This window comes from Corynebacterium sp. A21, assembly GCF_052266655.1.
Classification (GTDB): domain Bacteria; phylum Actinomycetota; class Actinomycetes; order Mycobacteriales; family Mycobacteriaceae; genus Corynebacterium.
On record NZ_JBQPQY010000007.1, the window covers coordinates 37,722 to 63,650 of the forward strand.

Here is a 25,929-nt window from a genome sequence, read left to right on the forward strand (position 1 = left end):
GCATGGTAGCCAATCTCTTCCTGCTGTTGGCGGCAGCTTCGCTGATCTCCGCCGGTGTCTACCTCATCCTCGACCGCGCCATGACCAAGATGCTGATGGGCATCCTGTTGCTGGGCAATGGTGCCAACCTGATGATCCTGATTGCCGGTGGTTCGGCTGGCTCCCCGCCGATCATGAACCGCGACTCCGAGGTCTACGGTGACACCATCGCCGACCCGCTGGCGCAGGCGATGATCCTGACGGCCATTGTCATCTCGATGGCGCTGACCGCCTTCATCCTCACGCTGGCTTATCGCCAGTACCGCTACCGCACCGCCGATGTCATCGAGGATGACACTGAGGATGCCGCCATCGCGGCACGCCCCTCAACAGCCTCGGCGGCACCTGACCACGACGCTTCCGATGACCCGGAGACCGGCCGCCTGACCTCCGAGGGTGACTCCTTCGGCCCGAAGTCCTTCGAGGCTCCGGTTAAGGGAGAAGAGGATGACTGACATTCAGTCCGCACTATTGGACCTGATCCCCTTCCTGATCCCGCTGCCGATCGTCCTGCCGGCGATCGCCGCCGCGCTGGCACTTTTGCTCAGCCGCTTCCCGAATCTGCAACGGCTGGTCGCCCTGACCACCCTGTTCCTGGTGATCGTGCTCTCCGCCACCATGGCCTGGATCGTCGACGGTGCCGGCATCCAGACGGTGCAGATCGGCGGCTGGGACGCTCCGGTCGGTATCACACTGGTCGCTGACCGACTCTCCACGGTGATGCTCACCATCTCCGCCCTCGTACTCTTCTGCGTGATGTGGTACGCCATCAGCCAGGGTATCCGCGATGGTGGCAAGGATGAGCCGGTGGCGGTGTTCATGCCCACCTACCTGCTGCTGAGCATGGGTGTGAACCTCTCCTTCCTCACCGGTGACCTCTTCAACCTCTATGTCGGCTTCGAGGTTTTCCTCGTCGCCTCCTATGTGCTGCTGACCTTGGGTGGTTCGCCCTCCCGGGTCCGGGCCGGCGTGGGCTATGTGATGGTCTCCATGGTCTCCTCCATGATCTTCCTCTTCGGGCTGGCCATGGTCTATGCCTCGGTGGGCACGATGAACCTGGCACAGATCGGCATCCGCATGGAGGATGTCCCCTCGGGCACCAAGACCGCCATCTTCGGCACGCTGCTGGTCGCCTTCGGTATCAAGGCGGCGGTCTTCCCGCTGGATGCCTGGCTACCGGACTCCTACCCCACTGCCCCGTCCCTGGTTACCGCTGTCTTTGCTGGCCTGCTGACCAAGGTCGGTGTCTACTCCATCATCCGGGTGCGTTCGGTGGTGTTCACCGACGGCGCGCTGGATACCATGTTGATGTGGGTGGCGTTGGCGACCATGCTCGTCGGTATCCTCGGCGCGATGGCGCAGAATGACATTAAACGATTATTGTCATTTACCCTGGTCAGCCATATCGGCTACATGATCTTCGGTATTGCCCTGGGTTCCGCCCAGGGATTGTCCGGCGCCATCTTCTACGCGGTGCACCACATTCTGGTGCAGACCGCACTCTTCCTGGTCGTCGGCATGATCGAACGTCAGGCCGGTACTTCCTCGCTGCGTCGTCTCGGGTCCCTGGCCTATATCTCCCCGGTCCTGGCCCTGCTCTACTTCATTCCGGCCATCAACCTGGGTGGTATTCCACCGTTCTCGGGATTCCTGGGCAAGATCATCCTGCTGCAGGCCGGTGCCAATGAAGGTGGCTGGCTGGCCTGGGTACTCATCGCCGGTGCGGTGATCACCTCCCTGCTGACCCTCTACACCATGGTTCTGGTGTGGTCGAAGGGCTTCTGGCGCGACCGAATGGACGCCCCCGAAGGTTCCGTGGCGATGGCGCGTCCCGCCCCGTTGGCTGATGTCACCGATGAAGTGAAGTTCACCGACCGCGAAGATGTGGGACGCATGCCTTTCGGCATGGTCGGTGCCACCAGCGTCCTGGTCATCGCCTCACTCGGGCTGACCGTGGCAGCGGGCCCGCTCTCCGGGATTACCGACCGGGCAGCCGAATCCGCCCAGGATGTGAGCATCTACCGCAGCGCCGTACTCGGTGACCACCAGGACAACCCGACCCGCAATCTGGAGCAGCGTCGGTTGGATGACGGCACCGATGACCGCGAACACCGGGAACATGGTCTTCCGGTGCCCCCACCGGTCAATGACACGTCCTCGGCCGCTGTCCCCGGGCTGAACCAGAGTAATCCGCAGGAGGATGAGCAGTGAAATCTGGTCTGAAAAACCGTTTCCGCCCCTGGTCGATCGTCTGGTTGACCGTCCTATGGATGGGCCTGCAGGGGCAATTCAACTGGGCCAACTTCTTCGCGGGGTTCACGATCGCGCTCCTCATCATCTTCGGGCTACCGCTACCGGCGATGCCGGTTCATGGACTGCGGCTCAACTGGCTCCCCTTCTTCCGGCTCATGGGATCCTGGGTGGTCAGTCTGATGATGGCTTCCGTCAAGGTCGCCTGGCTGGCGCTGCGCCCGCAGGCCCCGCCGAAGACCTCCATCGTGCAGGTGCCCATGCGGGTTCAGAGTGAACTGGTCCTCGCCTTCGGCACCGTGCTCTTCAATCTGCAGCCGGGTGGTTCGGTCTCCGATATCGACATCGCCAACCGCATGTGGACAATCCACCTGTTGGACACCGACAACGAGGAAGCTCTGGCGCGCGAGATCGCCGGTGTGGCCACCCTCGAACGCCGCCTCATCGACACCTTTGAAAGGAGCTAGGCCCATGGACCCGAGCATCTACAATTCAATTCTCCTCCTGGCCTCACTGTTCTTCTGTGCCTCCTTCCTGATGACCGTGTGGGCGATTCTGATCGGCCCGAACTCCCTGGACCGGTTGCTCGGTCTGGACGGGCTGATCGCCATGATCCAGTGTGCCCTGGCCATGTACATCTGTTGGACGCTTGACACCACCGTCTCCAATGCCATGCTGGTGGTCGCGCTGCTGGGATTCATCAGCACCGTCAGTGTCGCGCGATTCCGAAAGCGGGATGGTTCCTGATGACCCTGCAACTATTTACCGACGTCATCTCCCTGGTGTTGATCCTGGTCGGCGGCTTCCTGGCGTTCTCCGCCTCAGTCGGCCTGATCCGCTTCAAAGACACCATGTCCAAGGTGCATGCGATCACCAAGCCGCAGACCACCGGCTTGATCCTGACCGTCATCGGGGCGATCATCCGGGTGATGGGCAGCGAGGAATTCGGCATCGCCGAGCGCGGCGACCTCGGTGTTCTCCTGCTGCTGATCATCTTCGCACTGATCACCAGCCCGGTCACCGCGCAGCGCATCGGCCGGATCAGCCGGCGTGAAGGTCTCTACGGCAAGAAGGAGACCATGACCAAGAACGAGGCCCCAGCGGAGCGTTCCCTGCGGCGTCGCTAGGAACACCGCTTATCGACACCGCGTTCATCGACACCTCAGCAGGCTCCCGGGCGGCTGAGCTTCCGAGGACTCAGCGCCCGGCGAAGGCCTCCAGATCATCGGGGCTGCCGGCAACCGCGATGAAGTCGGTGGCGGTGAGTTGATGTCCCGTCGCCACGGGCTCCCAGGAGTTCTTGCCCACGTGCACTGAAATCACCTGGACGCGGTGGTCACGCCACACCTGGTTCAGATTCAGCGGAGCGGAGAGCAGTACCGCCGGAGGTGCCAGGGTGATCACCCCGTAGTTCTCATCCACCGGGGCGAAGTCCCGGATCCGACCACCCAGCAGGTGCGCCACCCGGCGGCCGGTGTCCCGGTTGGGGCGCACCACATGATGGGCCCCCACCCGAGTGAGAATCCGGGCCTGGGGATCGGTGTCCGCCTTCGCCCAGATATCCTGGATTCCCAGTTCCACCAGGTTCGAGGTGGTCAGGATGGAGGCCTCCAGGTTTTCCCCGATCGCGACGACCACCCGCTCGAACTCCTCCACGCCGAGCTGGCGCAGCGCCTCGGGATCGGTGGTGTCCGCCACCGCGGAATCCATCAGCTCTGCCGAGTGCTCGCGGACCAATTTCTCCTCACAATCAACCCCCAGCACCTCCACCCCGTGGTTGGCGAGTTCCCGGGCGAGTGAGGAACCGAACCTACCCAGCCCGATGACCAAGACCGGTGGGATATCGATACGGTGTCTGTTCCGGCTGAAGGGACCGGGAAACTTAGCCAATGAAGGGCCTCTCTTCGGGATAGTGGAACCTGAGCGCGATATTACGCGCCGCCAGCGCCGCGACGAGGGTGATCGGCCCGACGCGACCGAGATACATGATCAGGCAGAGGATCAGCTGTGAGCCACCGCTGAGATCTGCGGTGATCCCGGTGGACAGTCCCACCGTGGCAAAGGCGGAAACCACCTCAAAGGTCACCTGATCCGCCGAGAACCCCGGGTCCAGCAGACGCACCGAGCCGACCCCGAGCGCCACCACGACCACCCCGGCGGCAGCCACCGTCATCGCCTGGCGAACCACTGCCAGCGGAATCGACCGGTGCCAGAGTGTCGTGCCTGCCTGGCCCCGGAACTCGGCCGTCATGGCCGCCAACAACACCACTGCTGTGGTGACCTTGATACCACCGGCGGTACCGGCGGAACCGCCACCGATGAACATGAGGATGTCAGTGCCCATCAGGGTCACCGGATTCATGTCCGCATAGTCAACCGAGTTGAAACCGGCGGTGCGCGGTGAAGTGCCCTGGAAGAAGGCCGAGAGCAGCTTCGTCCCCACCGCCATCTCCTTCAGCACGCCATTCCACTCCAGCACAGCCACCATGATGGTGCCGAGTATCAGGAGCACAGCGGTGCCGGAAAGTGTGATGCGCGTGGTCAAGGATAATCTCCGGGCCCCCGGCACGTTACCTCGCCGCCAGAACCGCAGCCGCTCCACCAGACGCTGCACCAGTTCTGCGAGGACCGGGTAGCCCAACCCGCCGATGATCAGCGCCCCGGCCAGCGGAAGCAGGATCCAGGCATCGCTGGCATAGGGGATCAGACTGTCCGAGCGCAGTCCGAAGCCAGCGTTATTGAAGGCCGAGATCGCGTGGAAGATCCCCTCCCAACTGGCACGCAGCGGAGACATCCCATAATCCACCGCAAAGCGGACTCCGAGGGCCAGGGCCACCACCGCTTCGGTGAAGACGGTGAGCACTAAGCTGGCCAGCAGAGTCTTCTTCACCCCACCCAGCGACAACGGACGTCCTTCAGCCGCTATGAGCTGACGCGAGCGCAGATTGACTTTTCCCGTGATCAGCATGCCCATCAAAGTGGTCAAAGTCATGATGCCGAATCCACCCAGCTGAATCAAGGCCAGCACGAGGGCCTGCCCACCGAAGCTCCAATAGCTCCCGGTGTCCACCACCACCAGCCCGGTCAACGAGACCGCCGAGGTGGCGGTGAACAACGCCGGAAGAAAGGCGGTGCCCTCCCCTGCCGCCGAGGCGAAGGGAAGGGTGAGTAATAGCGCGCCAGCCAAGATGAGGCCGAGAAAACCTGCGGCGGCGATCTGCGCCGCGCGAAGTCGATTCACCCGGGTGATACTAGTCCGCTTTTGGCGGAGCACAACCCTTTTCCGGAATCATTTCCAGGAGTCATGGGGCCTCCTCGAGCTGCCGGACCCGCACCGCGGTGAATCTCAAGGATATTACCCCCGAAAGAAAACTTGGAGAAACCTGGCAATTACCTGATCTAGGATCAAGTTATCATCCTGCTGCCCACCGAAAACCGGGATAGCCGGAGACCACTGCCCCACGTACCCGGAGGTCACTCCCTGCCATGCTGTCCCTCGCCTTATCAAGCCTTTCATCCCTGTCTTCCTCCCTCGGTGGTGCACTGAGCCCCCTACTCGCCCTGATGCTGTCCGCGCTCACCGTTCTCAGCCCCGGAATCGCCCCAGGCTCTTCCACCCCGGAGGAACCCCTTGCCCAAGACATCGATCATCGTTACTACATCAGCGATGTGCCGGTCGGCGACCAGGCCTACGGCGGGCGGTTGACCCCATGGCGCGAGCATAGGGTGGTCGACCAGCACACCCTGCAGATCTTCTTCGACGGTGGCGACCCAAGCTGCAGCACATACCGGCTGGAGGCGCTTGAATCTGATTCGGAGATCATCGTCTCCCTCTACTCCGGTTCCCGCACCACCGAAGATGAACCGTCCACGTCTCCCCACCCGGGAACGGGAGGGCTGCCAATACTGTGCCCGGCTGTTCTCCGCTTCTATCGCGTCGAGATCAAGACCGAATCCCCGATCGGTGACCGGGAGATCATCGATCTCTATGACCTGAATCAGGCCGAATAGGCCCCGCCCATCAACTGGTCCGTCCTAAAACGCGGGCCACCGCTGCGGCGAAGGGTTCGGGCTGGGTCTGGAACCAGGCACCGGCGCCGGGGGTCGCGGTTATCTCGACCTGCCGCAGCTGAGCCTGAGGTAGGCCAGCGGCCACCTCCTCGGCAGCACCCCGCATCACCGGGGCCCCGGAAAGCACCTCCACCGGCATGTCGGTGCGCGCAATCGCCTCAAGATCTCCGCCAAGATCAAGGGAGGCGGCATCATCAAGCTGGCCGAGCAGCGCCTCCTTGTCCAGGCCACGACGGCGCAGCAAGAACTTGGGCATCAGTTTCAGGGCGGAACGGGTCTGCTTGAGCTCCTTCTCCCCCAGACGCAGCATCGGGTCAGCGAGCACCAGGCCGCGGACCCGCGAGGGATAAGTGGCGGCGAAGCGCAGCGCGAGCATCGCCCCCTGACCGTGGCCACCGAGATAGCAGTAGCCGATCTCATGGCGCTGCAGATGGTCCCGCAGCCCCTCCAGCTGCTCCGGGAAACCACCTGAAAGCAGCGGGAGCCGCGGCTTGACCCCGGCGGGAAGCTGATTGACCACCTCGGTCCAGACCTCCGGTAGCTGCCCGGCGCCACTGAGCAGAATCAGGTTTTCAGTCAAGGGGTCTCAGCTCGGTGAGTTCATTGCAGGTCGCGTCAACGGCCGGGATCCAGGATCCGGTCTGTTGGAAGATTCGGCGCTGGCGGTGGTAACCAGCTCCGCGCTCGAGGATTTCCTGAACCAGGGCCAGCTCGCCCGCGCAGCCCAGTTCCTTCGCCAGATCAGCGAGTTCATAGACCAGTTCAGCGAGCTCCTCGGTCACCCAGCGCTCATCGGTGGCACGGTTGACAATGATCTGGGCTTCCAAGCCATAACGGGCGGCCCGCCATTTATTCTCCGACACATGCCAGGGCTGCAGGGTGGGCAAGTCCTCCCCGCGGTCGATCATCCGGTCATAGTGGACCACCAGGCAATGGGTCAGGGCGACCACCGCAGAAAGCTCCCGCAGGTTCGAGGTGGCATCCGCGATGCGCACCTCGATGGTGCCCCACTTGCTGGCCGGACGGATATCAAAGTGCATGGAGCCGGTGTGGTTGATCACCCCGGAACGGTCCTGGTCGTGCATGTAGTCCAGCCACTCCTGCCAGTTCTGGAACTGGTAGGGCAGGCCCGCGGTGGGCAGTTGCTGGTAGAGCATGGTCCGGTTGGAGGCGTAGCCGGTATCGATCCCATCCCAGCCCGGGGAAGAGGCGGTCAGCGCCAGCAGGTGTGGGTACTTGGTGAGCAGCGCGTTGATGATCGGCCAGACGCGGTCCTCATGGCTGATGCCGACGTGGACGTGGATACCCCAGATCAGCATCTGGGATCCCCAGTACTGGGTACGGGCGATGATCTCGTCATAGGCACCCTTCGCCGAGACCGGTTGGGCGCGGAAATCGGAGAAGGGATGTGAACCGGAACCCCAGACCCGCAGGCCCAGTTCATCAGCGGCATCCGTCACCGCCTGCAAGGAACGGTCAAGGTCGGCCACGGCCTGCGGCACGGTATCGCAGATACCGGTGACCAGCTCGACGGTGTTCTGGAGAAACTCACGTTCGAGGTGGACCTCGGGGTGATCGCGCTCGACGATCTCGACGATGTCCGCGGCGCGCGGCACCAGATCGCGAGTCTCCGGATCCACCAGGGCGATCTCCCACTCCACCCCGAGTGTGGGGCGGGGCGAACGCTTGAATTTAATGGCGGCCATGAGGACCTCCCTTCCGCTGAAGTTGTTCTGGAACAGGTGTATTAGAGAATAACTTCCTTGACCAGTACCAGTGTCAGATCATCGGCACCATCAGTGCCCTCCGGCAGGGAATCGACGTGTTCGCGGGCGACGCCACCCAGGCGGGAAGCCAGCTCGCGTGCCTTGGCCTCAGCCTCGGAGTTTCCACCCTGGAAGAAGACGGTGGTCTCGGGGAAGATCTCATCCGAGAAGTTGCCCACCTCACCCAGCTGGTAACCCTCTCCGCCGAGTTTCTCGGACACGCTGGCCGCAAGTTCCGGAACGGTGGAGTTATTCAGCACGTTCAGCTTTGCGGGAGCTGCCGCAGGCGCTCCCCCACCGGCAGCGGGATCAGCGGGTGAGGCGGTTCCGGTACTCGCAGCTGCACCGTCCTCCTCACCGGCCGGATCCCGGTCGGCGTCAGCGGCATCATCCGAGGACACCGGGGCATCAGGATCAGCGGGTACCGCCGGATCGGGGTTATCCGCGGGGGCACCGGCACCGGCGCTGCCGGGCTCAGCCGGTGTGCCATCCGCGGTGTTCGCGGGCGCTGAGTTGGTGGACTCAGCGGTCTGGGTGGGATCCTCACCGTCTTGGGTCAGGGAATACAGTCCCCACAGTCCCAGCAGTACAGCCACTGCAATGAGCACCATGGCCAGGCCGCGCAGCGGCAGGCCACCAGTAGCGGGGGATTTCTGGGTCTCCGGGTTGTTGTTCGACACCCCTCAGAGTCTAGCGGTCGTCGGCCTGGGCCCGCTCCTCAGCGCGTTGATCCCGGATCCGCCGCAGCCGGGCCATCAGCACGGGATGCGCGGCCATCGCCGCGGGGGCGTCGATAAGCAGGTTGAGGCGCTGATAGTAACGGACCGGGCTGATTCCCAGTTCCCGGCGGATGGCTTCCTCCTTGGCGCCGAGGCTGCGTGGGGCACCCGACTCGAAGGTGAGGAGACGGGCATCGAAGTCAGCTAGCTCTGGCATGCCTAAACTGTAGGGCATGACTGTTCGTCCAATCGTTATCCACGGCGACCCCGTGCTGCACAATCCCACTGCCGAGGTGAGCGAAACCCCGGCTGAGCTGGCAGAGCTCATCGCCGACATGTACGAGACCATGGAGGTGGCCAATGGTGTCGGCCTGGCCGCCAACCAGATTGGCGTGGGCAAGCGCCTCTTCGTCTACAACTGCCCCGACATCGACGGCCCCGAAGGCGAGCCGCTGCCGGAGGCGGAGCAGCGCCTGCGCCGCGGCTGCGTGGTCAACCCGGTGCTGGAAACCTCCGAGATCCCGGAGACCATGCCCGCCGATGACGGCGCCGATGATGAGGGCTGCCTCTCCGTCCCCGGTGAAGGTTTCCCCACCCCGCGCGCAGACTGGGCCAAGGTCACCGGCACCGATGAGAACGGTGCGGCGGTCAGCATCGAGGGCTATGGCTTTTTCGCCCGCTGCTTGCAGCACGAGGTCGGCCACCTCGACGGTTTCCTCTACACCGATGTCCTGATCGGCCGCTACAAGCGCGCCGCCAAGAAAACCATCAAGCGCAATGGCTGGACCGAGGCCGGGCTGACCTGGCTGCCGGGCGTCGATGAAGACCCCTTCGGCCATGATGACCTCGACGAGGCTGAAGAAAGCTAATATGCCCGGAATCTTCCGATCTGATCCGATCACCGTGGGCGACCGGGTGGTCGTGCGCCGCGTGCTACCCGATACCCCAGGGCACCTCAGCGATGTGATCGGTCATATCCTGAGCGTGGATCCACTGGTGCTCCGCCCGCAGTCCGTGGGTGGTTTCCCCAGCCAGGCCCCAGCCATCGAGATCCCCGCCGAGTTGATCAAGATCGTGAAGAAACTATCGCCGCGCCGGATCCGCAACTCCGATATCCGCGCCATCGAGGCTGCCACCGCCAAAGCCTTCCCGGGCATCGACCACCGATGGTCGGAGTCCGGGCAGTGGCTGCTGCGCGCCGGCGACGGGGTGACCGAACGCTCCAACTCGGCCGCCCCGCTCGGCCCCTCCGCAGGTTTTGATTCTGTGCCGATCGATGAGATCGTCGATTTCTACCGCTCCCACCAGCTACCCGTCCGACTGCTGCTGCCGGAGCGCCTCGGCAATCCGGCGCTGCGGATGGTCAGCTCCGATGGCTGGGAGTTCGGCCCCGAGATCATCATCATGCACCGCGATCTCGCGCTACCGCCGCTCATCGGGGACCCCGGGGTCCTGAGCTTCCACATCGATGAGCAACCCGACGAGGACTGGCTCGGCCTGTACCACTTCCGTGGCCAGCCGCTGCCCCACCGGGCGCTGGAACTGCTGCGCACGCGTATCGACGGCGCGATGGGTTTCGGCCGGCTGCTCACCCCCGAAGGCGACACCGTCGCCATCACCCGCGGGACCATCACCGCCGCCGAGAACGACCGGGTCTTCCTGGGATACTCCGCCGTGGAGGTCGCCCCAGCCTGGCGCCGCCGTGGTCTGGGCACCCGGCTGGGTGCGGAGATGCTGCGCTGGGGTGCCGAACACGGTGCTGAGGAGGCTTATCTGCAGGTCATTGCCAGCAATGTGGCCGGCATCGGGCTCTACAGCAAGCTCGGCTTCGTCGAGCACCACCGGCACCGTTATGCCCACCAGTTGAACTAGGACAGCGGTGTCGGTCAGTTGGCGGTGCCGGTGGGTTTATCCTGCTCGAGTTCGCGGACCTCGGCCTTGAAGATCCGCAGTGAGCGGCCGAGCGCACGGGCTGCGTCAGGCAACCGCTTCGCACCAAAGAGCACCACGAAAATCAGGGCAATGATGAGTAGCTGGGCTGGGCCGATGCCGGTCATGAGAAAGTCCTTCCAGAGAGCCTCAAGTTTTGGTTGCCCACACCCTACTCGGGTTCTCCCCCGCATCGGTTCATCGCGCAGGTGGAGCAGCTACTGTAGTGCACATGCGCATTGCCAGTTGGAACGTGAATTCGGCCCGCACCCGGGTAGACCGCATGGTGGATTTCCTGGTCCGGCAGGATGTGGATGTCCTCGCAGTTCAGGAAACCAAGTGCACGGATGAGCAGTTTCCCACCGCACGTTTCGAAGAGCTCGGCTATGAGGTCGCCCATTTCGGCCTGAGCCAGTGGAATGGTGTGGCCATCATCTCCCGCGTCGGTCTGGCGGACGTCGAGAAGCATTTTCCCGCCCAGCCGGGCTTCGACAAGGACCCCACCAAGGAGCAGGCCATCGAGGCACGCGCCATCGGGGCGACCTGCGGCGGTGTGCGGGTGTGGAGCCTTTATGTACCCAACGGCCGTGAAATCGCTGACCCCCACTATGACTACAAGCTGCGCTGGCTCTTCGCCCTGGGGATCCACGTCTCCGACACCCTCCAGGCTGATCCTGCGGCCAAATTGGTCTTCTGTGGCGACTACAACATCGCCCCGCGCGATGAGGACGTCTGGGACCTCAATTTCTTCGAGGGTAAGACCCACATCACCGAACCGGAACGTGCCTCCTTCGAGGGGCTGCTTGAGCGCGGCCTGACGGAGGTCTCCCGCCAATTCACCGAGGGCCGGTACACCTACTGGGATTACAAGGGCATGCGCTTCCAGAAGGGCGAGGGCATGCGGATCGATTTCCACCTGGCCACCGCTGCCCTCGCGGGCACCGCCACCGGCGGGCTTATCGACGTCGAGGAGCGCAGCACCAAGGGTGCCTCCGACCATGCGCCGGTCATCGTCGATTACCGCACCAACCCAGTACCTTAAGCGCGGCCCGGACCGTGAGTCTCTCCATCAATCTTGAGCTGTGGCAGACCATCGGTCTGATCATCGATTACAGCATCAAGATTCTCGCCATCGGCTTCGTCCCCGAAGGCCGCCGCCCCAGCTCCTCCAACGCCTGGCTGCTGACCATTCTGCTGCTCCCGGTGGTTGGCCTGCCGCTCTTCCTGCTGATGGGCAGCCCCTATATCAACCGACGGCGCCACCGCATCCAGCAGGAGGCGAATGCGATGGTGGAAAACGTCCTGGAGGACGTGCCGAACTACCCCGAGAACGCCACCGTTGACCGTGAGGTGGCCTCCCTGATCCGGCAGAACCGCTTCCTCACCGGCACCCCGGCCGTCGCCGGCAATAATCATGGCCTACTGGCGGACTACGAGGGTGCCATTCGACGGATGGCTGAGGCGGTGGACGAAGCCGAAGAGTACGTCCACGTGCAGATCTACATCATGTCCTGGGACGAGACCACCGACTTATTCTTCCGCTCCCTGGAGCGCGCGGTGCAGCGCGGGGTTACCGTGCGGCTGCTCTTCGACCAGGTGGGAAGTTTCAAGTACCCGGGCTACCTGAGACTGGGGCGACGGCTGAGTGCCATCGGCGTGGACTGGCATCTCATGCTGCCGCTGCAGCCCTGGCGCGGTAAATTCCGCCGCCCAGACCTCCGCAACCACCGGAAGATGCTCATCATCGATGGCCGGATCGCCTTCATGGGCTCGATGAACATGATCGACCGCTCCTACCTGGTGCGCCAGAACGTGAAAGCCGGGCGGCAGTGGGTGGATGTGATGGTGGAGCTCAGTGGCCCCATCGTGGCGTCGATGGAGATGCTCTTCGCGGTCGACTGGTACTCCGAATCCGATGAGACCCTCTCGATCGAACAACACTCCCCCAACACGAAGCTACCCACCCATGCGCATGCCGAGGCCCCCGAGACCTCCGCGCTGAACGTGGTCCAGCTGGTCCCCTCCGGGCCCGGTTACACCACTGAACCCAACCTCCGGATGTTCAACTCCGTGGTCCACCACGCCAAGGACCGGCTGGTCCTCTGCAGCCCCTACTTCATCCCCGATGAATCCCTGCTCGAGGCCGTGACCACGGCCTGCTACCGCGGAGTCCAGGTCGAACTGATGGTCAGTGAAAAGGCCGACCAGTTCATGGTCCACCATGCCCAGTCCAGCTACTACCAGGTGCTGCTGGAGGCCGGTGTCCGGATCCACCAATTCCCTGCCCCCTTCGTCCTGCACACCAAATTCGTGATCGCCGACCCCGATGGCAGCGCCGGTGACCCGCTCGGTGTGCTCGGCTCCTCCAACATGGACATGCGCAGCTTCGGCCTGAACTACGAGGTCTCCCTCATGGTCACCCAGGGCAACCTGCTGCGCCAGCTCCGTGACCTGGCGGACAACTATCAGCGGGTCTCCAAGGAACTGACCCTGGAGGAGTGGAATAAGCGCAGCTTCTTCCGCCGCTACATCGACAATGTGATGCGGCTGAGCAGCGCACTGCAGTAGCCGGAGGCGGCACCGGTGTGGTCCGGAACGCTCAGGCGCTTTTCCGACCCTGCTGCCTGCCGGCGAAGAGCTGGCCAGCGAAGGACACCAGCGCGCAGACGACCATGCCGGTAGCCATGGTCAGGGCAGGGTTGGAACCCAACCCCATGAGCGGGCTGACCAGAGCTGCGAGGCCGAACTGCAAAAATCCCATGACCGCGGCACCGGATCCGGCACGCTCACGAACCACCCCGGTACCGAGTGCGGTGGAGTTACCCATGATTAGCGCCAGCATGGACACCGCGAAGAAGAGCAGCGGGAACAATACCCATGGGGAAAGGGTGAACTGCGTCGCGATGAGGAATGCCACCGCGAAGAAGACCAGGAGCAGCTGGGCGGTGCGCAGGATGGCGTGGGTGTCGAATCTGTCGATCAGTTTGGAGTTGATCATGTTCGCGATCATCATGCCCAGTGCGTTCACCGCGAACACCACGGTGAATGCTGTGACCGACAAATTCATCTGTTCCTGCACCAGGAACGGGGAGGAAGAAATGTAGCTGAACAAGGTGGCGAAACCGAAGGAGAAGGAGATGAGATACCCCAGGTAGACGGGGTTTCTGAGGACATAGAGGTAGTTGGCGAAAACTCCCCCGAGGCTCAGATCGGTGCGGTCTGCGGCGGGCAGTGATTCCCGCACCACGAGGACTGCGACCAGGAGCTGGGCGACATTGATCGCAGCCAGCACCCAGAAGATCCCCCGCCAGCCGATCGGTTCGAGAAGGACACCACCGAGGACCGGTGCCACCACCGGGGCGATGCCCTGGATCGTCATCAACAGGGCGAAGGCCTTGGCAGCTTTCTTACCGACAGCGAGATCCGGGACCACGGCCCGTGCCAGCACGGTGCAGGCACCTGACCCCAGGCCCTGTAACAGACGGCAGAGGATCAGAATCTCGATACTCGGTGCCATCGCCGCGATCGCCGACGCGACCAGGGCGACCACCGCGCCACCGACCAGCAGCTTCTTACGTCCGGTCGCATCTGAGATCGGGCCGATGATCAGCTGGCCGATCGCCATGCCGAACATGAAGCCGGACAATGTCAGCTGCACCATCGCGTGGGTGGTGTCCAGCTCATCGACGATATTGGGCAGTGCCGGCAGATACATGTCAGTGGACAGCGGTGCCGCCGCAGAGAGCAGGGCTAGGCCGAAGAGCAGGCCGGAACTCAGCTCCTGGCGGGGTTTCCCGCGGCCCTCATGATGGGGGTTATTCGTGGCCAAGGATCATCGTGTCTTTCTTCTCCGTGGTGGCAGTCACCAGCATTGTCAGTTCACCTCGGCACGGGGTGCTGACAGGGGCACCTTCCGGCTCGGAAAGCCCCCAGGTAACCGAGATTCGGGGATCAGGGAACAGGGGCTATGGCGGGATGAATAGTAACCCAGCCCTACCCAACTTTGCGGCAATGCAGAATCGAGTTGAATTCATGGCTCCGCGCTCCCAAACATTGAGCATCGCTTTATATCTGGCGGATGGTATTTTTAAGGTGCTGAGGTTGTCGGTGAGTTTGTTGGAGGGTGTACTCTCAAATCATTCTGGAGAGGCACCCGACGAGGATCGCCAGGAATGCGCCAACCGCTGGTTTCCACCGGCTGAATCCCTATCCGTGGATACACAGCAGGACACTATTGCCACGGAGTATTGGTTCGAGATCGGCGATGGGCTGACGTTAGCTTTAGGCTGGCGTTAGCCTAAGGTCAGTGTCAGTTTTAGACTGATATCCGAGATAAGGGTTCCGCAGTGAAAGGGGAGACACGACAGTGACTTCTGAACAGCCGCCCAACCCCATAACTCAGGCCGCAATCGCGAAGCCCACTCCTTCGGCGAATCAGAACCAGGTGCTTCGCCGAGCGGCCTTGGGTACCCAGCAGTTCATCAACCCCAAGTCCATCTCCCCCGAAGAAGACATGGTGATGCTCTCCGCCCCGGGTAAGTCGGTGCGTTGGGTGGCCGTCATTCTCGGGATCCTGGTGATGTTGCTCGGAGTCAGCCTGATCATCGACGGTGTCTACGGCCTGGGCAGTTCCCGCGTCCAGGAGCTCTTCAATCTGGCGACTAACCCGCTGATCGGCTTGATGGTGGGCATTCTCGCGACCGCAGTTCTCCAGTCCTCCACCACCACCACCGCGCTGACCGTCACCACAGTCGGTGTCGGCGCGGTGAGCGTACCCGTGGCCATCCCCATCATCTTGGGCGCGAATATCGGCACCACCGTCACAGTCTTCATCGTCGCCTTCAGCTATCTCGGCCACCGTGAAGAGTTTCGTCGCGCCTTCGCCTCCGCCTCAACGCACGGCATCTTCAACCTGTTGTTGGCACTGGTGCTCCTTCCCATCGAGTGGATCTTCCAACCGATGCAACGGATCTCGGGGATGATGGCGACCTCGGCATTCAGCGAGGATCTCGTCGCCCCCGACTCCCCGACTTTCCTCACCGCAACCTTCCAACCCCTGGTCGATCTGATCGGCACCCGGGGTCTCATCGGTCTGCTCTTCAATCCCACGTTGGGGGCTGCCTTCTGTCTGGTGCTGGGAACTACCCTGATTCTCCTCGGCATCCGGGTGATCAGCTCTCAACTTCGCACCCTCATGGCCGCCACCACCCACACACTTCTTGAGCGTTCCTCCGGTGCTTCCGATGCCTTGGGTTTCCTCACCGGAACCGCCGGCACCATGGTGTTGCAGGCCTCCAGCGTCACGGTCTCCTCGCTCCTCCCTTTCGCGGCTTCGGGTTCCCTGAAACTGCGGGAAATTCTGGCCCTGACGATGGGTGCCAACGTTGGCACCACCCTGAGCTCCCTGCTCATTGCACTGACCTTCCCCGGCGATCTCGGCACCTTCGCCCTCCAGGCCGCCATCGTGCACCTGCTTTTCAACGTCCTCGGGACCCTGCTGGTTCTCCTGTTCCCGCCTTATCGCAAGCTCATCCTCTTCCTGTCGCTGCGCCTCGCCAGCCTCGCGGAAAAGAGTTACACCACCACTTTCGTGCTGCTGCTGACCTTCTTCTTCCTCCTGCCCGCTGCGGTCATCGGCCTCTATTCACTGGTCGTTTAGTGCGCCACTGCGCACTCCTTGGCTCTTCCAACACCCCAGCCGCCAGTTTCTCCCGGTCGTCGATAAGCGTCTCCGCTGCACCTTGATGTGCGCAGGGCTCGAGTGTGCGCAGGGTTCAGGTGTGCGCAGCTGCGCACACAAAAAATCCCCACCTGCGCCAATTCCGGCACGGATGGGGAGTCAGGTTGAGAAGGGTCAGGCGTCGCGCCGCTGCAGCACGATCACGCCGACCAGCCAGATCACCACGGCCCAGGCCAGGAAGTAGAGCCCGCTGCCAGTGGCACCCCAGTGAAAATCGGGGATGGCGAAGTCCGCGACGAAGGCGTTCAGGTTGCCGAAGGGCAGGTAGTTCTTGATGTTTTCGCCGATCTTCGGCAGGAAACCGATGATTTCTTCCAACGCTAGGAACCACATGAGCACCAGGGTGACCGCGCCTGCGGTCTGGCGCAGCAGCAGCGCGATGCCCTGGGAGAAAATGACCATCATGGCAGCCATGACAGGGTAGATCCAGAGGATGCGCTGCCCGGACTCAGAGCCGAAGGGATCGTAGCTGGCGCTCATCTCCGAAGGCAGGAGCCAGCCAGCCACCAGGAAACAGAGCACCACGGTAATGAGCGTCAGCACCATGGCGATCACCATGTAGAGCAGCAGTTTCGCCACTGCCACGGTCCACCGCTTAGGAGTGGCCAGGTAGGTGACAGACTGGTATTTGTGGCGGTATTCGCTGGTGACCACCATGATCGCCTGCACCGCGATCACGATGAAGCCGAACATGTACAAACCCGTCACGATTAGATCCGGCGGCGGCGTACCGCCGGCTTCTGAGAAGCCACCCATCAAGGCGGCAATGCCGACACTGAAGAAGATGAAGAGCGCCGAAGTCCACCAGAAGGACTTGGTGGTGCGCAGCTTGATCCATTCCGAGGAAAGGGTATTTAAGAACATGGTGTACTACTTCTCCTCTGCAGCATCGCTCGGCTGCTTATCGACGCCCGCGGGGGACGCCGGTGCGGCAGCACCGGCCACACCTGGGACATCGGATGCGTGGTACTGCACTGCATGGCCGGTCATCCCCATGAAGGCCTCCTCCAGGGAGGCTTGACGGAGGCTGAGCTCCTGCAGGGCCACACCGGTGGAGAACGCCAGCGCACCGATCTCATCGGTGGTGCGGTCCGGAATCTCCAGTGCCGCACGTTCCTCCGCATCCTGCACCTGAGCGAAGGAGATGCCCTCCGACCGCAGCGCCGCACTGAACTCATCGATGTGCCCAGAACGGACGACAACGGTGGTCGCGGAATTGTCCTTGATGAAGTCATATGTCGGGGTGTCCGCGATCAGCTTGCCTCGACCGATGACAATCAGGTGATCAGCGGTCAGCGCCATCTCCGAAAGGAGGTGGGAACTGACCATCACAGTGCGGCCTTCCGCAGCCAGCGACTTCATCAGATCACGGACCCAGCGGATACCTTCCGGGTCGAGGCCGTTGACCGGCTCATCGAGGATCAGCACATCGGGGTTGCCGAGTAGTGCACCGGCGATGCCGAGACGCTGGCCCATTCCCAGGGAGAAACCGCCTGATGACTTGGCGGCGACCTCGGTCAGGCCGACCATCTCAAGGACCTGCTTTATGCGCTCATTTGGTAGTCCGTTGGCCCGGGCAATCCACTTCAGGTGGTTGGCGGCACTGCGGTTCGGGTGACGGGCACCAGCATCGAGCAGCGCACCCACCTCGGTGAGCGGATTTTTCAGTTCGACATATCGTTTGCCCTTGATCGTGGCGGTTCCGGCGGAGGGGGTGTCGAGTCCCAGGATCATCCGCATCGTAGTGGATTTTCCGGCGCCGTTGGGCCCCAGAAAGCCGGTGACGATTCCGGGCTTCACTGAAAATGTCAGATCATCGACCGCCCGGACCTCCCCGTACTGCTTGGTTAGTCCCTGAACTTCAATCATGGACCCCAGATTGCCATAACCCGCTAAGCCAGTAGCTCCGAGGTCTTCTGATGCAGCGTCGGCAGAGACGCGGCGAAAGCAGATAAGAGCGGCAGCTCAGCAATGGAGTCCAGCGATACCCAGCGCAGTTCCACTGATTCCTCATTGCGGGTGGTTGCCAGGCGGGCGTTGTCACGTGTGCGGGCAATCACAGTTGTATAGGTCCAGTCGCCGGCCAGCTTCGGTCGTTCCGGGTCCATGGGGAAGGGTCCGGCGGTGATCTCTGCATGCAGTACTTCGACGTCATCGGCGATGATCCCGGTCTCTTCCGTGGCCTCCCGGATCGCCGCCTGGACCGGAGTCTCATCTGAGTCCCGGGCCCCACCCGGCAGGGCCCAGGTGCCACCCGCATTGGTCCACAGCGCCCGATGCTGCATCAGCACCTCGGGGCCGGAGGGAACATCTGCAACCAGGAATAGACCAGCAGCGCCGAATCTGCCCCATACTTTCGAACCATCGGGCCCCGCCGCCCAGCCATTTCCGTCGCCATTCATGCCTCTGAGCGTAGCTAGTCCGGGCTCACTCATGGGGGAAAACCTGTCAATCTCACGGCGTGCGGGAATTAGTGGCGCGAGGTACTCTCCGGCCGGGGTGCGATACGGGGTGCATACTGCCCTGCGGTACCCCTTTCCGAGAGCGGTATTCCCTTCCACCAAAGAAATACCCGGCAATCACCGCAACAGTCGCCACTTTCGCACTCGCATTGGTTACCCTGGGAGAATGAACGGCGATAAGGGCTCACCTACGCCAAAGAGTGAGCCGCTTTCCGATATCCCGGCGGACCTGGATACTTTGGGTTCCCCGGATCAGCAGTTCGCCTATTCCCGAACCCGGCTTCGCCAGGAGCCGGTCCGGCAGCTCCGCAAGCCCAAGGGTCTTGCCCCGCTGATTGACGATAGTGAAGTTCCCGAGGACACCCAGGACCACTGGCTCGATCATATCTCCACCAACGAGGCCGCCAATAAGCTCAACTTCTGGAATGTCCTCTATGATTCCTTCGCCGTGCCCATCCACTGGTCCCGGCAACTCTTCACCTATATCGCCACCACCCCGGGCAAGATGCTCGCGTTGACGGCGATCCTCTCAGTGGCGATCTTCGCCGCTGGCTATTCCATGTCCCAGTCCGCTGACCAGCGGCAAGGTGCGCTGGATGTCCTGCTGAGCACCACCGAACCGATGAGCTACTCGGCGCATAACCTCTACACCTCACTCTCGCTGGCAGACACCATCGCCACCACGGGGTTCGTGCAGGCTGGGGTCGAGTCCTCCGACACCCGATCGCGCTATAACGCCGCCATCGACCGTGCTTCGGTCGCCGCCTCAGAATCAGCGGCCAGCATTCCGGCCACCGATGCCCACTCCATGCGGCTGATCACCGATATCCAGCGGCAGCTGCCGGTCTACACCGGCATGGTGGAAAGTGCCCGGGTGAATAACCGGGTGGGTAATCCCGTAGGTGTGGCCTACATGGCCGAGGCCTCCTCACTGATGCGGGAAACCATCCTGCCAGCAGCGTCCGAGCTGTTCACCTTGACCAGTACGCGGGTCTCTGAGGCGCAGCGTAACCTCACTTTACCCCAGTGGGTGCCGCTCTCCGGGTTGTTCGCCGCAGTCTCATTTCTCAGTATCGCCCAGTGGTGGCTGTGGCGGCTGACCCACCGTCGACTCAACAAGGGGTTCCTGGCCGCCACCGCACTGATGCTCACCGCCATCTTGTGGGTATCCGCCTCCAACTTCGCCACCTGGCAGGCCGGTAACCGGGGCTTCGCTGAAGCTGCGATGCCCTGGGATTCGCTGACCGCCTCCCGGATCATGGCGCAGCAGACCCGCACCGCCGAAACTCTGGTTCTGGTGCGCCGCCAGTCTCTGGCGCAGACCCAATCCACCTTCGATGAGACGGTGGATTCCATCACCGTCGCCCTCGATGATTTCGCGCAGGCGGAGGGACATACCGACCAGAGCCATAATGACCGGGTCCTGGACCAGGCCAGGGAAGCCCTGTTGCACTGGGAGAACTCGCACCAGGGACTGGGCACCGCCCTGAATAACGGTGACTACGAGAAAGCCATCATCCTCTCCACCGGCACCCCTGAGCAAAATGGTGGCAGCCCCACCTCCTCGTCCTCCTATGCTGCGCTGGATTCTGCCCTGAGTGCTCTGATCTCGGATGCCCGCGCCTCCATGCGGGCCTTCATCAATGACGGTCTGGCCGCCACAAAACTGGTCTCCACTGTGGTGCTGCTACTTTCCCTGGCTGCCATCATCGCGGTATGGCTGGGTATCCGACCCCGACTCCGGGAGTACCTGTGATGATCCGCAGACTCTTCTTCGCCGCCACCATTTTGCTCATCGCTTCGCTGAGCTTCAGCTCCTGCTCCCTGATCCTGAACCGGGATGCCACCCCCCGGCCGAACCGGATCGACCGCGCCGAGAGTTATGGTCCACCGCTGCCCGCCGATGCTGCGGTGGAACCGGCGGGAGCTTTCCCGGCGGAACCGGTCGACACCGAAAATATCAGTGGTTCACTGCGCCCCGGCGATGCCACCCCCGAGGAACGAATCCCCGAGATCGTCGAACGGGGTCGCCTCATCGTCGGTGTGGATCAATCCCAGTACCTGCTCAGCTACCGCGATTCAGTCACCGGTGATCTGCTGGGCTTCGAGATTGACCTGGCCCGCGAAATTGCCCGGGACATCTTCGGGGATCCCACCCAGATTGAATTCCGCTTTGTCGACAGCCGCGACCGGGATGAGACCCTGAGCTCTGGGGATGTGGACCTGGTGATCCGCAATATGTCGGTGACCAGAACCCGCCAGGAAGATTTCATCTTCTCCACCCCTTATCTCAGCACCGAAACCCGACTGCTGGTGATGGCCAACTCCGGTATCACCTCCTTCGCTTCCCTGCCCGGCCAAACCGTCTGTGTGGCGGAGGACTCCACCGGACTGCAGACCGCCCGGCAGTATGCCCCGCACTCCCCGATCCTGAAGACCCGCAACTGGGCGGACTGTCTGGTCGCGCTCCAGCAGCACCAGACCCAGGCGATCATCTCCGATGACTTCATCCTCTCCGGCATCACCGCCCAGGATCCTTACACCACCCTCGTCGGGGAGTCCCTGGACAGTTCCGAGTATGCCGTCGCCGCAGCGGACCCCCGTTTCAACGACAACTCCGAGGACCTGATCCGCCAGGTCAATGCCACCATGGAGCGGATCCGGGCGGATGGGACCTGGTGGCGGATGTACGACCGCTGGTTCTCCGCCTACCTCGGTACCTCCGGGCCGCCACCACTGAACTACCGTGTGGAACCCGAGCCCTACCAGGACGATTCTGAAACAGGCGCAACTGAAACCCAGACCGAGGAGGCGGCACCGTGAGCACCGATCGGCCCGTGAAAAAAACCGTCGAGCAGGACCCACGCAGCGAAGCCTCACCGGAGACGTCCCGCGTCACCTCAGCCGATCCCCCCGCCACAGAGGGGATCGGTACCCAGGCGGCGAAATTTGATCCCTTCGCCGATGATGAGGAAGACGAGATCGAATTCGACGATGATGTCGAGGTCGGTCCGGAATACGTGGGCACCCAAGCGGTGAAGTTCGATCCTTTCGCCGATGATGAGGATGAGGACGAGAGCGAGGCCACCGACAGTTCCAGCGGACCCGCTGAACACCTCCATCCGAGTCTGAACTATGAGGGCACCCAGGCGGTGAAGTTCGATCCTTTCGCCGATGATGAGGATGAGGACGAGGATGAACTACTCGACGAGGACATCGGTGATATCGGGGCGCTACTCCAGGAACTCGGCGCACTCCGGGAGAAGTCTGCGCAGGGNATGAGGATGAGGACGAGGATGAACTACTCGACGAGGACATCGGTGATATCGGGGCGCTACTCCAGGAACTCGGCGCACTCCGGGAGAAGTCTGCGCAGGGCAGCCCGGAGCATGATGCGGAGGGGGTCCCGGAGACACCCACTCTCAACCCGCAGGATGCCCGCGAAGGTTTGACGCTGACCGGTGGCAGCCTGGTGAGCAATCTCCCCACTATCTCCGATGAGCACGGCACCGAGCCACACGCGGATGCACTGGCCACCGATACCAGCGCCCGCTCTCGGCAGCAGGCCATCTCCACCTTCCGCCAGCGGCGCGGGACCCGGCGCGTGGGCCGCACCGTCGCGGACGGCATGGTCCATCTACCTTTTGTGGGGCTGACCAATGCCGCAGCGGCGTTGAAGAGTGAGGCGGAGATCAAGGCTGCCAAGGTTGCCCCGCCGCAGCTGTCGCCGGGGGACTTCGTCGCGGATCAGTATCAGATTCTGGGGGCGATCGCCCATGGTGGCCTGGGTTGGATCTACCTGGCTGAAGACCGGAATGTCTCCGGACGTCAGGTGGTGCTCAAGGGCATGCAGGCGGAGAAGTCTCTGGAGGATCAGGGTACCGCCGAAGCCGAGCGCGAGTTCCTGGCGGATATCACCCACCCCGGCATCGTGAAGATTTTCAACTTCATCGATGATCCCCGGGTCCCCGGTGGCTTCATCGTCATGGAATACGTCGGTGGTCCCTCGCTCCGGGACCGGCGGAATGTGTTGCCGGACCGGACCTTCTCCATTGACATCGCCATCGGCTACATCCTGGAGGTGCTGCCGGCGCTGGATTATCTGCACTCTCGCGGCGTGGTCTACAACGATCTGAAACCCTCCAACATCATCATCACCGAGGACCAGGTCAAACTCATTGACCTTGGGGCGGTCAGCGGCATCGGTGCCTTCGGCTATATCTACGGCACCAGAGGTTTCCAGGCCCCGGATGTCTCCGTCGAGGGACCCTCCGTGTCCAGTGATATCTACACCATCGGCCGCACCCTCGCGGCGCTGACGCTACAGCTGCCCACCGATGAGAAAGGTGTCTATCTGCCCGGGCTACCAACCCCGGCGGAGGACCCGGTCTTCCGACGTTACCTCTCCTATTACCGCTTCCTGCAGCGGGCGACCCACCCGGATCCGGGCCGACGTTTCCGCAATATCGAGGAGATGCGCACCCAGCTGTTCGGGGTGCTCCGGGAGATCCTCGCGATCCGCGACGGCCGCCAATTCCCCGCCCAGCACTCCCTCTTCTCCCCGCAGCGTTCCACCTTCGGCACCAAGCTGTTGGTCTTCCGCACGGACCAGCTTATCGACGGCATCGACCGCACCGCCCGGATCACCTCCTCCGAGGTCGTCTCGGCCCTGGCGTCCCCGTTGATCGACCGTTCCGATGTCGGTGCCGCCATGCTCTCCGGTTCCTCCTACACCGAACCGCAGGAGGCCTTGGAGACGCTACGGCAGGCGATGAAGACCGAGGAGTACCAGCATTCCTCGGAGATCCCCCTGGGTGTGGTGCGCGCCTTGCTGGACCTGGGTTTCACCGGCCAGGCACGCTCCTGGCTCTCCAGCCTGGAGGAACGTCTCGGCCACGACTGGCGCTTCCAGTGGTACTCCGGGGTGACCGATCTGCTGCTCGATGATTTCGCCGCCGCCCAGGAGCACTTCAATAATGTGCTCAATATCCTGCCCGGCGAGGCCGCCCCGAAACTGGCGATCGCTGCGGTCAATGAGCTGCTGCTGCAACAGCTCGGCTATGACCGCACCCCCCTGCTCGACCCGGCAGCAACCCGGATGGCGGCGAACTTCGACCTCGATTCCACCGAGATGAATCATGAGGCCTTCACCGCGATCAATGATGTCTGGACCCACACCACCGAGGATCCGGCGATGCTGCGTTTCGTCTCGATGCGCCTCTACGGCCTGGTCTGGCGCACCAACCCCACCACCGTCTCCTCCGCTTTCGGGCTCTCCCGGCAGTTGACCTCGGAGGCCCAGATCGAGATGGCCGTCACGGCGTTGGACAAGGTACCTACCTCCTCCCGCCACCACCGGATGGCACAGCTGACCACCATCCTGGAGCTGATCTCCGGCAAGCTCACGGAGAGCCGGATCCGACGTGCTGCCCGGCGGTTGGAGGAGATCCCGACCAATGAGCCCCGCTTCTTCCAGATCAAGACAGCGGTGATCTCCGCGGCGCTGAATTTCCTCCGTGATGCGGAGCTGAAATCAGCGGCCAGCTCGAATGATCTTTTCGAGTTCTCCTTCACCCAACGCGGTCTGCGCTACGGACTCTCGGACACCTTGCGCCAGCAGGCCCGCCAGGCGCCCTTCTCCCGCCACCGCTATTCGCTGGTCGACACGGCGAATCAGGTGCGCCCGGTGACCTGGTTCTAACGCGCTTATCGACGCCCGCGCCGGGGTGGGCGCGGCGTCGATAAGCAGGGGTGCTCAGCTGGCGAGATTGGTGGCGTAGCGGGCGATCGCCAATTCCTCGTTGGTGGGCACGACGAACACCTTGACGGTGGAGTCATCGGTGGAGATCTCCCGGGCACCGTCATTGGGCAGCGCATTGCGCTCCGGATCAATCTTGATGCCGTACATCTCCAGCTCAGCCAGGGCATCCGCCCGGACGTTCACGGCATTTTCGCCGACCCCGGCGGTGAAGGTGATGGCGTCCACCCGGCCGAGGGTGATCATGTAGGAACCGATATAGCGGCGCAGCTGATGGATGTAGATCTGGTAGGCCGACCAGGCATCCTGGTCACCATCCTCGATCATCTGGCTCAAGGCACGGAAGTCATTGACCCCGGAAAGCCCCTTGACCCCGGACTGCTTGTTCAGCAGCTTATCAATGTCATCGATGCTCATGTTCGCGGTGCGGTAGAGGTGGAAGACGATTCCCGGGTCGATATCACCGGTTCGGGTGCCCATCACCAGTCCCGCCAGCGGAGTCATCCCCATAGAGGTGTCAATCGCCTCACCACCACGGATGGCGGCGCAGGAAGCACCGTTGCCCAGATGCAGGGTGATCTGGTTGACCTCATTGGCGGGCTTGTCCAGCAGCTCAGGCACCCGGCCGGAGACATACTCATGGCTGGTGCCGTGGAAGCCATAACGACGGATCCCATTATCAGCCGCGACCTTCGAGTTGATCGCATAGATCGCGGCGGCCGGCGGCAGGGTGTGGAAGAAACCGGTGTCAAAGACCGCGACATGCGGGACATCCGGAAGAATCTGACGGGCCACCTCAATGCCGTCGACATTCGCCGGGTTGTGCAGCGGGGCGAGCGGAATCAGATCCTTGATCATCCCGACAATCTCATCCGTGATGATCTCCGGGGCGGAGAAGAGGATGCCGCCGTGCACCACGCGGTGGCCCACCGCGGTGATGTGCACCTGGGAGGGGCCGCAACCGTGCTCCGCCATCAACTCGAAGGCGCGGTTCAAACCGATGGAGTGATCCGGGATCGGCTCCTCCAGCTGGTATTTCTCCCCGTTGAACTTGAGGGTGATGCGGCCGTTGGGTTCACCGATCTGCTCGACCAGGCCAGAGGCGAAGGGTTCATCGGTGGCGCTGTTGGCCGGATCGAGGAGCTGGAACTTGATCGAGGAGGAACCGGAGTTCAGGACGAGTGCATAGGTCATG

27 protein-coding genes are annotated in these 25,929 nt (G+C 62.7%); 15 read left to right on the plus strand and 12 right to left on the minus strand.

From position 1 onward, the window contains the following. The first annotated feature begins 2 nt into the window (after positions 1 to 2). Genes ACTU46_RS11010 through ACTU46_RS11030 form a run of 5 tightly spaced genes read left to right on the plus strand, consistent with a single transcriptional unit; the run spans position 3 to position 3,416 of the window. Entirely contained in the window at positions 3 to 494 is a 492-nt protein-coding gene (locus ACTU46_RS11010; protein ID WP_443381721.1) for a Na(+)/H(+) antiporter subunit C, read from the plus strand. Then, entirely contained in the window at positions 487 to 2,250 is a 1,764-nt protein-coding gene (locus ACTU46_RS11015; RefSeq protein WP_443381722.1) for a Na+/H+ antiporter subunit D, read from the plus strand. The genes ACTU46_RS11010 and ACTU46_RS11015 overlap by 8 nt, the downstream gene beginning before the upstream one ends. Beyond that, positions 2,247 to 2,756 (plus strand): Na+/H+ antiporter subunit E, encoded by a 510-nt coding sequence (locus tag ACTU46_RS11020; protein ID WP_443381723.1) that lies wholly within the window; start codon positions 2,247 to 2,249, stop codon positions 2,754 to 2,756. Before ACTU46_RS11015 ends, ACTU46_RS11020 begins: the two co-directional genes overlap by 4 nt. A 4-nt stretch (positions 2,757 to 2,760) precedes the next feature. Next, complete coding sequence (locus ACTU46_RS11025; RefSeq protein ID WP_443381724.1) at positions 2,761 to 3,036, plus strand: monovalent cation/H+ antiporter complex subunit F; 276 nt, start codon at positions 2,761 to 2,763, stop codon at positions 3,034 to 3,036. Further along, positions 3,036 to 3,416 carry a monovalent cation/H(+) antiporter subunit G gene (locus ACTU46_RS11030; RefSeq protein WP_443381725.1) on the plus strand — a complete coding sequence of 127 codons (381 nt, stop codon included), beginning with the start codon at positions 3,036 to 3,038 and terminating at the stop codon, positions 3,414 to 3,416. Before ACTU46_RS11025 ends, ACTU46_RS11030 begins: the two co-directional genes overlap by 1 nt. 70 nt (positions 3,417 to 3,486) lie before the next feature. On the opposite strand, the gene ACTU46_RS11035 is transcribed toward ACTU46_RS11030, so the two are convergent. Continuing rightward, entirely contained in the window at positions 3,487 to 4,179 is a 693-nt protein-coding gene (locus tag ACTU46_RS11035) for a potassium channel family protein (RefSeq protein WP_443381726.1), read from the minus strand. Further along, entirely contained in the window at positions 4,172 to 5,539 is a 1,368-nt protein-coding gene (locus tag ACTU46_RS11040) for a TrkH family potassium uptake protein (protein WP_443381802.1), read from the minus strand. Before ACTU46_RS11040 ends, ACTU46_RS11035 begins: the two co-directional genes overlap by 8 nt. 236 nt (positions 5,540 to 5,775) lie before the next feature. Between ACTU46_RS11040 and ACTU46_RS11045 the strand changes: the two genes are divergently transcribed. Continuing rightward, entirely contained in the window at positions 5,776 to 6,300 is a 525-nt protein-coding gene (locus tag ACTU46_RS11045) for a hypothetical protein (RefSeq protein ID WP_443381727.1), read from the plus strand. Between the two features lie 10 nt (positions 6,301 to 6,310). Here the strand turns inward: ACTU46_RS11045 and ACTU46_RS11050 are convergent, their stop codons facing one another. The 4 genes from ACTU46_RS11050 to ACTU46_RS11065 are packed head-to-tail and all read right to left on the minus strand — an operon-like array spanning position 6,311 to position 9,080. Beyond that, entirely contained in the window at positions 6,311 to 6,940 is a 630-nt protein-coding gene (locus tag ACTU46_RS11050; protein WP_443381728.1) for an alpha/beta fold hydrolase, read from the minus strand. Further along, on the minus strand, positions 6,933 to 8,066 hold the full coding sequence (locus ACTU46_RS11055; RefSeq protein WP_443381729.1) for a glutamate--cysteine ligase: 1,134 nt from the start codon (positions 8,064 to 8,066) through the stop codon (positions 6,933 to 6,935). Before ACTU46_RS11055 ends, ACTU46_RS11050 begins: the two co-directional genes overlap by 8 nt. Positions 8,067 to 8,107: 41 nt before the next feature. Beyond that, complete coding sequence (locus tag ACTU46_RS11060; RefSeq protein WP_443381730.1) at positions 8,108 to 8,806, minus strand: LytR C-terminal domain-containing protein; 699 nt, start codon at positions 8,804 to 8,806, stop codon at positions 8,108 to 8,110. 10 nt (positions 8,807 to 8,816) lie between these two features. Next, positions 8,817 to 9,080: a DUF3263 domain-containing protein gene (locus tag ACTU46_RS11065; protein WP_443381731.1), complete on the minus strand. Its 264-nt coding sequence runs from the start codon at positions 9,078 to 9,080 to the stop codon at positions 8,817 to 8,819. Here ACTU46_RS11065 and ACTU46_RS11070 point away from each other — a divergent pair. Together ACTU46_RS11070 and ACTU46_RS11075 are read left to right on the plus strand one after the other, a co-directional pair. Then, positions 9,079 to 9,714, plus strand: coding sequence for a peptide deformylase (locus ACTU46_RS11070; protein WP_443381732.1), 636 nt, complete (start codon positions 9,079 to 9,081; stop codon positions 9,712 to 9,714). The two genes, ACTU46_RS11065 and ACTU46_RS11070, sit on opposite strands and share 2 nt — an antisense overlap. Position 9,715: 1 nt before the next feature. Beyond that, positions 9,716 to 10,717, plus strand: a complete 1,002-nt coding sequence (locus tag ACTU46_RS11075) for an N-acetylglutamate synthase, CG3035 family (RefSeq protein WP_443381733.1) — start codon at positions 9,716 to 9,718, stop codon at positions 10,715 to 10,717. A 14-nt stretch (positions 10,718 to 10,731) separates the two neighbouring features. Here ACTU46_RS11075 and tatA read toward each other — a convergent pair whose 3' ends face one another. Next, positions 10,732 to 10,902 carry a Sec-independent protein translocase subunit TatA gene (gene tatA / locus ACTU46_RS11080; RefSeq protein WP_443381734.1) on the minus strand — a complete coding sequence of 57 codons (171 nt, stop codon included), beginning with the start codon at positions 10,900 to 10,902 and terminating at the stop codon, positions 10,732 to 10,734. A 104-nt stretch (positions 10,903 to 11,006) separates the two neighbouring features. Between tatA and ACTU46_RS11085 the strand changes: the two genes are divergently transcribed. Further along, on the plus strand, positions 11,007 to 11,816 hold the full coding sequence (locus tag ACTU46_RS11085; protein ID WP_443381735.1) for an exodeoxyribonuclease III: 810 nt from the start codon (positions 11,007 to 11,009) through the stop codon (positions 11,814 to 11,816). 14 nt (positions 11,817 to 11,830) lie between these two features. Further along, positions 11,831 to 13,342, plus strand: coding sequence for a cardiolipin synthase (cls, locus tag ACTU46_RS11090; protein ID WP_443381736.1), 1,512 nt, complete (start codon positions 11,831 to 11,833; stop codon positions 13,340 to 13,342). Between the two features lie 31 nt (positions 13,343 to 13,373). Here cls and ACTU46_RS11095 read toward each other — a convergent pair whose 3' ends face one another. Then, positions 13,374 to 14,603, minus strand: coding sequence for a multidrug effflux MFS transporter (locus ACTU46_RS11095; protein ID WP_443381737.1), 1,230 nt, complete (start codon positions 14,601 to 14,603; stop codon positions 13,374 to 13,376). An 8-nt stretch (positions 14,604 to 14,611) separates the two neighbouring features. Here ACTU46_RS11095 and ACTU46_RS11100 point away from each other — a divergent pair, with 8 nt between their 5' ends. Together ACTU46_RS11100 and ACTU46_RS11105 are read left to right on the plus strand one after the other, a co-directional pair. Then, complete coding sequence (locus ACTU46_RS11100; RefSeq protein WP_443381738.1) at positions 14,612 to 15,070, plus strand: hypothetical protein; 459 nt, start codon at positions 14,612 to 14,614, stop codon at positions 15,068 to 15,070. Between the two features lie 70 nt (positions 15,071 to 15,140). Further along, positions 15,141 to 16,433 (plus strand): Na/Pi symporter, encoded by a 1,293-nt coding sequence (locus ACTU46_RS11105; protein ID WP_443381739.1) that lies wholly within the window; start codon positions 15,141 to 15,143, stop codon positions 16,431 to 16,433. Between the two features lie 195 nt (positions 16,434 to 16,628). Here ACTU46_RS11105 and ACTU46_RS11110 read toward each other — a convergent pair whose 3' ends face one another. From ACTU46_RS11110 to ACTU46_RS11120, 3 genes are read right to left on the minus strand one after another with little or no spacing between them, the layout of a single operon-like run. Then, complete coding sequence (locus tag ACTU46_RS11110) at positions 16,629 to 17,378, minus strand: multidrug ABC transporter permease (protein WP_443381740.1); 750 nt, start codon at positions 17,376 to 17,378, stop codon at positions 16,629 to 16,631. A gap of 6 nt (positions 17,379 to 17,384) precedes the next feature. Then, entirely contained in the window at positions 17,385 to 18,383 is a 999-nt protein-coding gene (locus ACTU46_RS11115) for an ABC transporter ATP-binding protein (protein WP_443381741.1), read from the minus strand. 23 nt (positions 18,384 to 18,406) lie between these two features. Then, a complete protein-coding gene (locus tag ACTU46_RS11120) occupies positions 18,407 to 18,916 on the minus strand; it encodes an NUDIX hydrolase (protein ID WP_443381742.1) in 510 nt (169 codons plus the stop codon). Positions 18,917 to 19,142: 226 nt separating this feature from the next. Between ACTU46_RS11120 and ACTU46_RS11125 the strand changes: the two genes are divergently transcribed. The 3 genes from ACTU46_RS11125 (at position 19,143) to ACTU46_RS11135 (ending at position 24,677) form a co-directional block, all read left to right on the plus strand. Then, positions 19,143 to 20,732, plus strand: a complete 1,590-nt coding sequence (locus tag ACTU46_RS11125) for a hypothetical protein (protein ID WP_443381743.1) — start codon at positions 19,143 to 19,145, stop codon at positions 20,730 to 20,732. After that, entirely contained in the window at positions 20,732 to 21,799 is a 1,068-nt protein-coding gene (locus tag ACTU46_RS11130) for a glutamate ABC transporter substrate-binding protein (protein ID WP_443381803.1), read from the plus strand. The genes ACTU46_RS11125 and ACTU46_RS11130 overlap by 1 nt, the downstream gene beginning before the upstream one ends. A gap of 493 nt (positions 21,800 to 22,292) precedes the next feature. After that, positions 22,293 to 24,677 carry a tetratricopeptide repeat protein gene (locus tag ACTU46_RS11135; RefSeq protein ID WP_443381804.1) on the plus strand — a complete coding sequence of 795 codons (2,385 nt, stop codon included), beginning with the start codon at positions 22,293 to 22,295 and terminating at the stop codon, positions 24,675 to 24,677. Between the two features lie 54 nt (positions 24,678 to 24,731). Here the strand turns inward: ACTU46_RS11135 and ACTU46_RS11140 are convergent, their stop codons facing one another. Continuing rightward, a complete protein-coding gene (locus ACTU46_RS11140; RefSeq protein WP_443381744.1) occupies positions 24,732 to 25,928 on the minus strand; it encodes an acetate kinase in 1,197 nt (398 codons plus the stop codon). Position 25,929 lies beyond the last annotated feature (1 nt).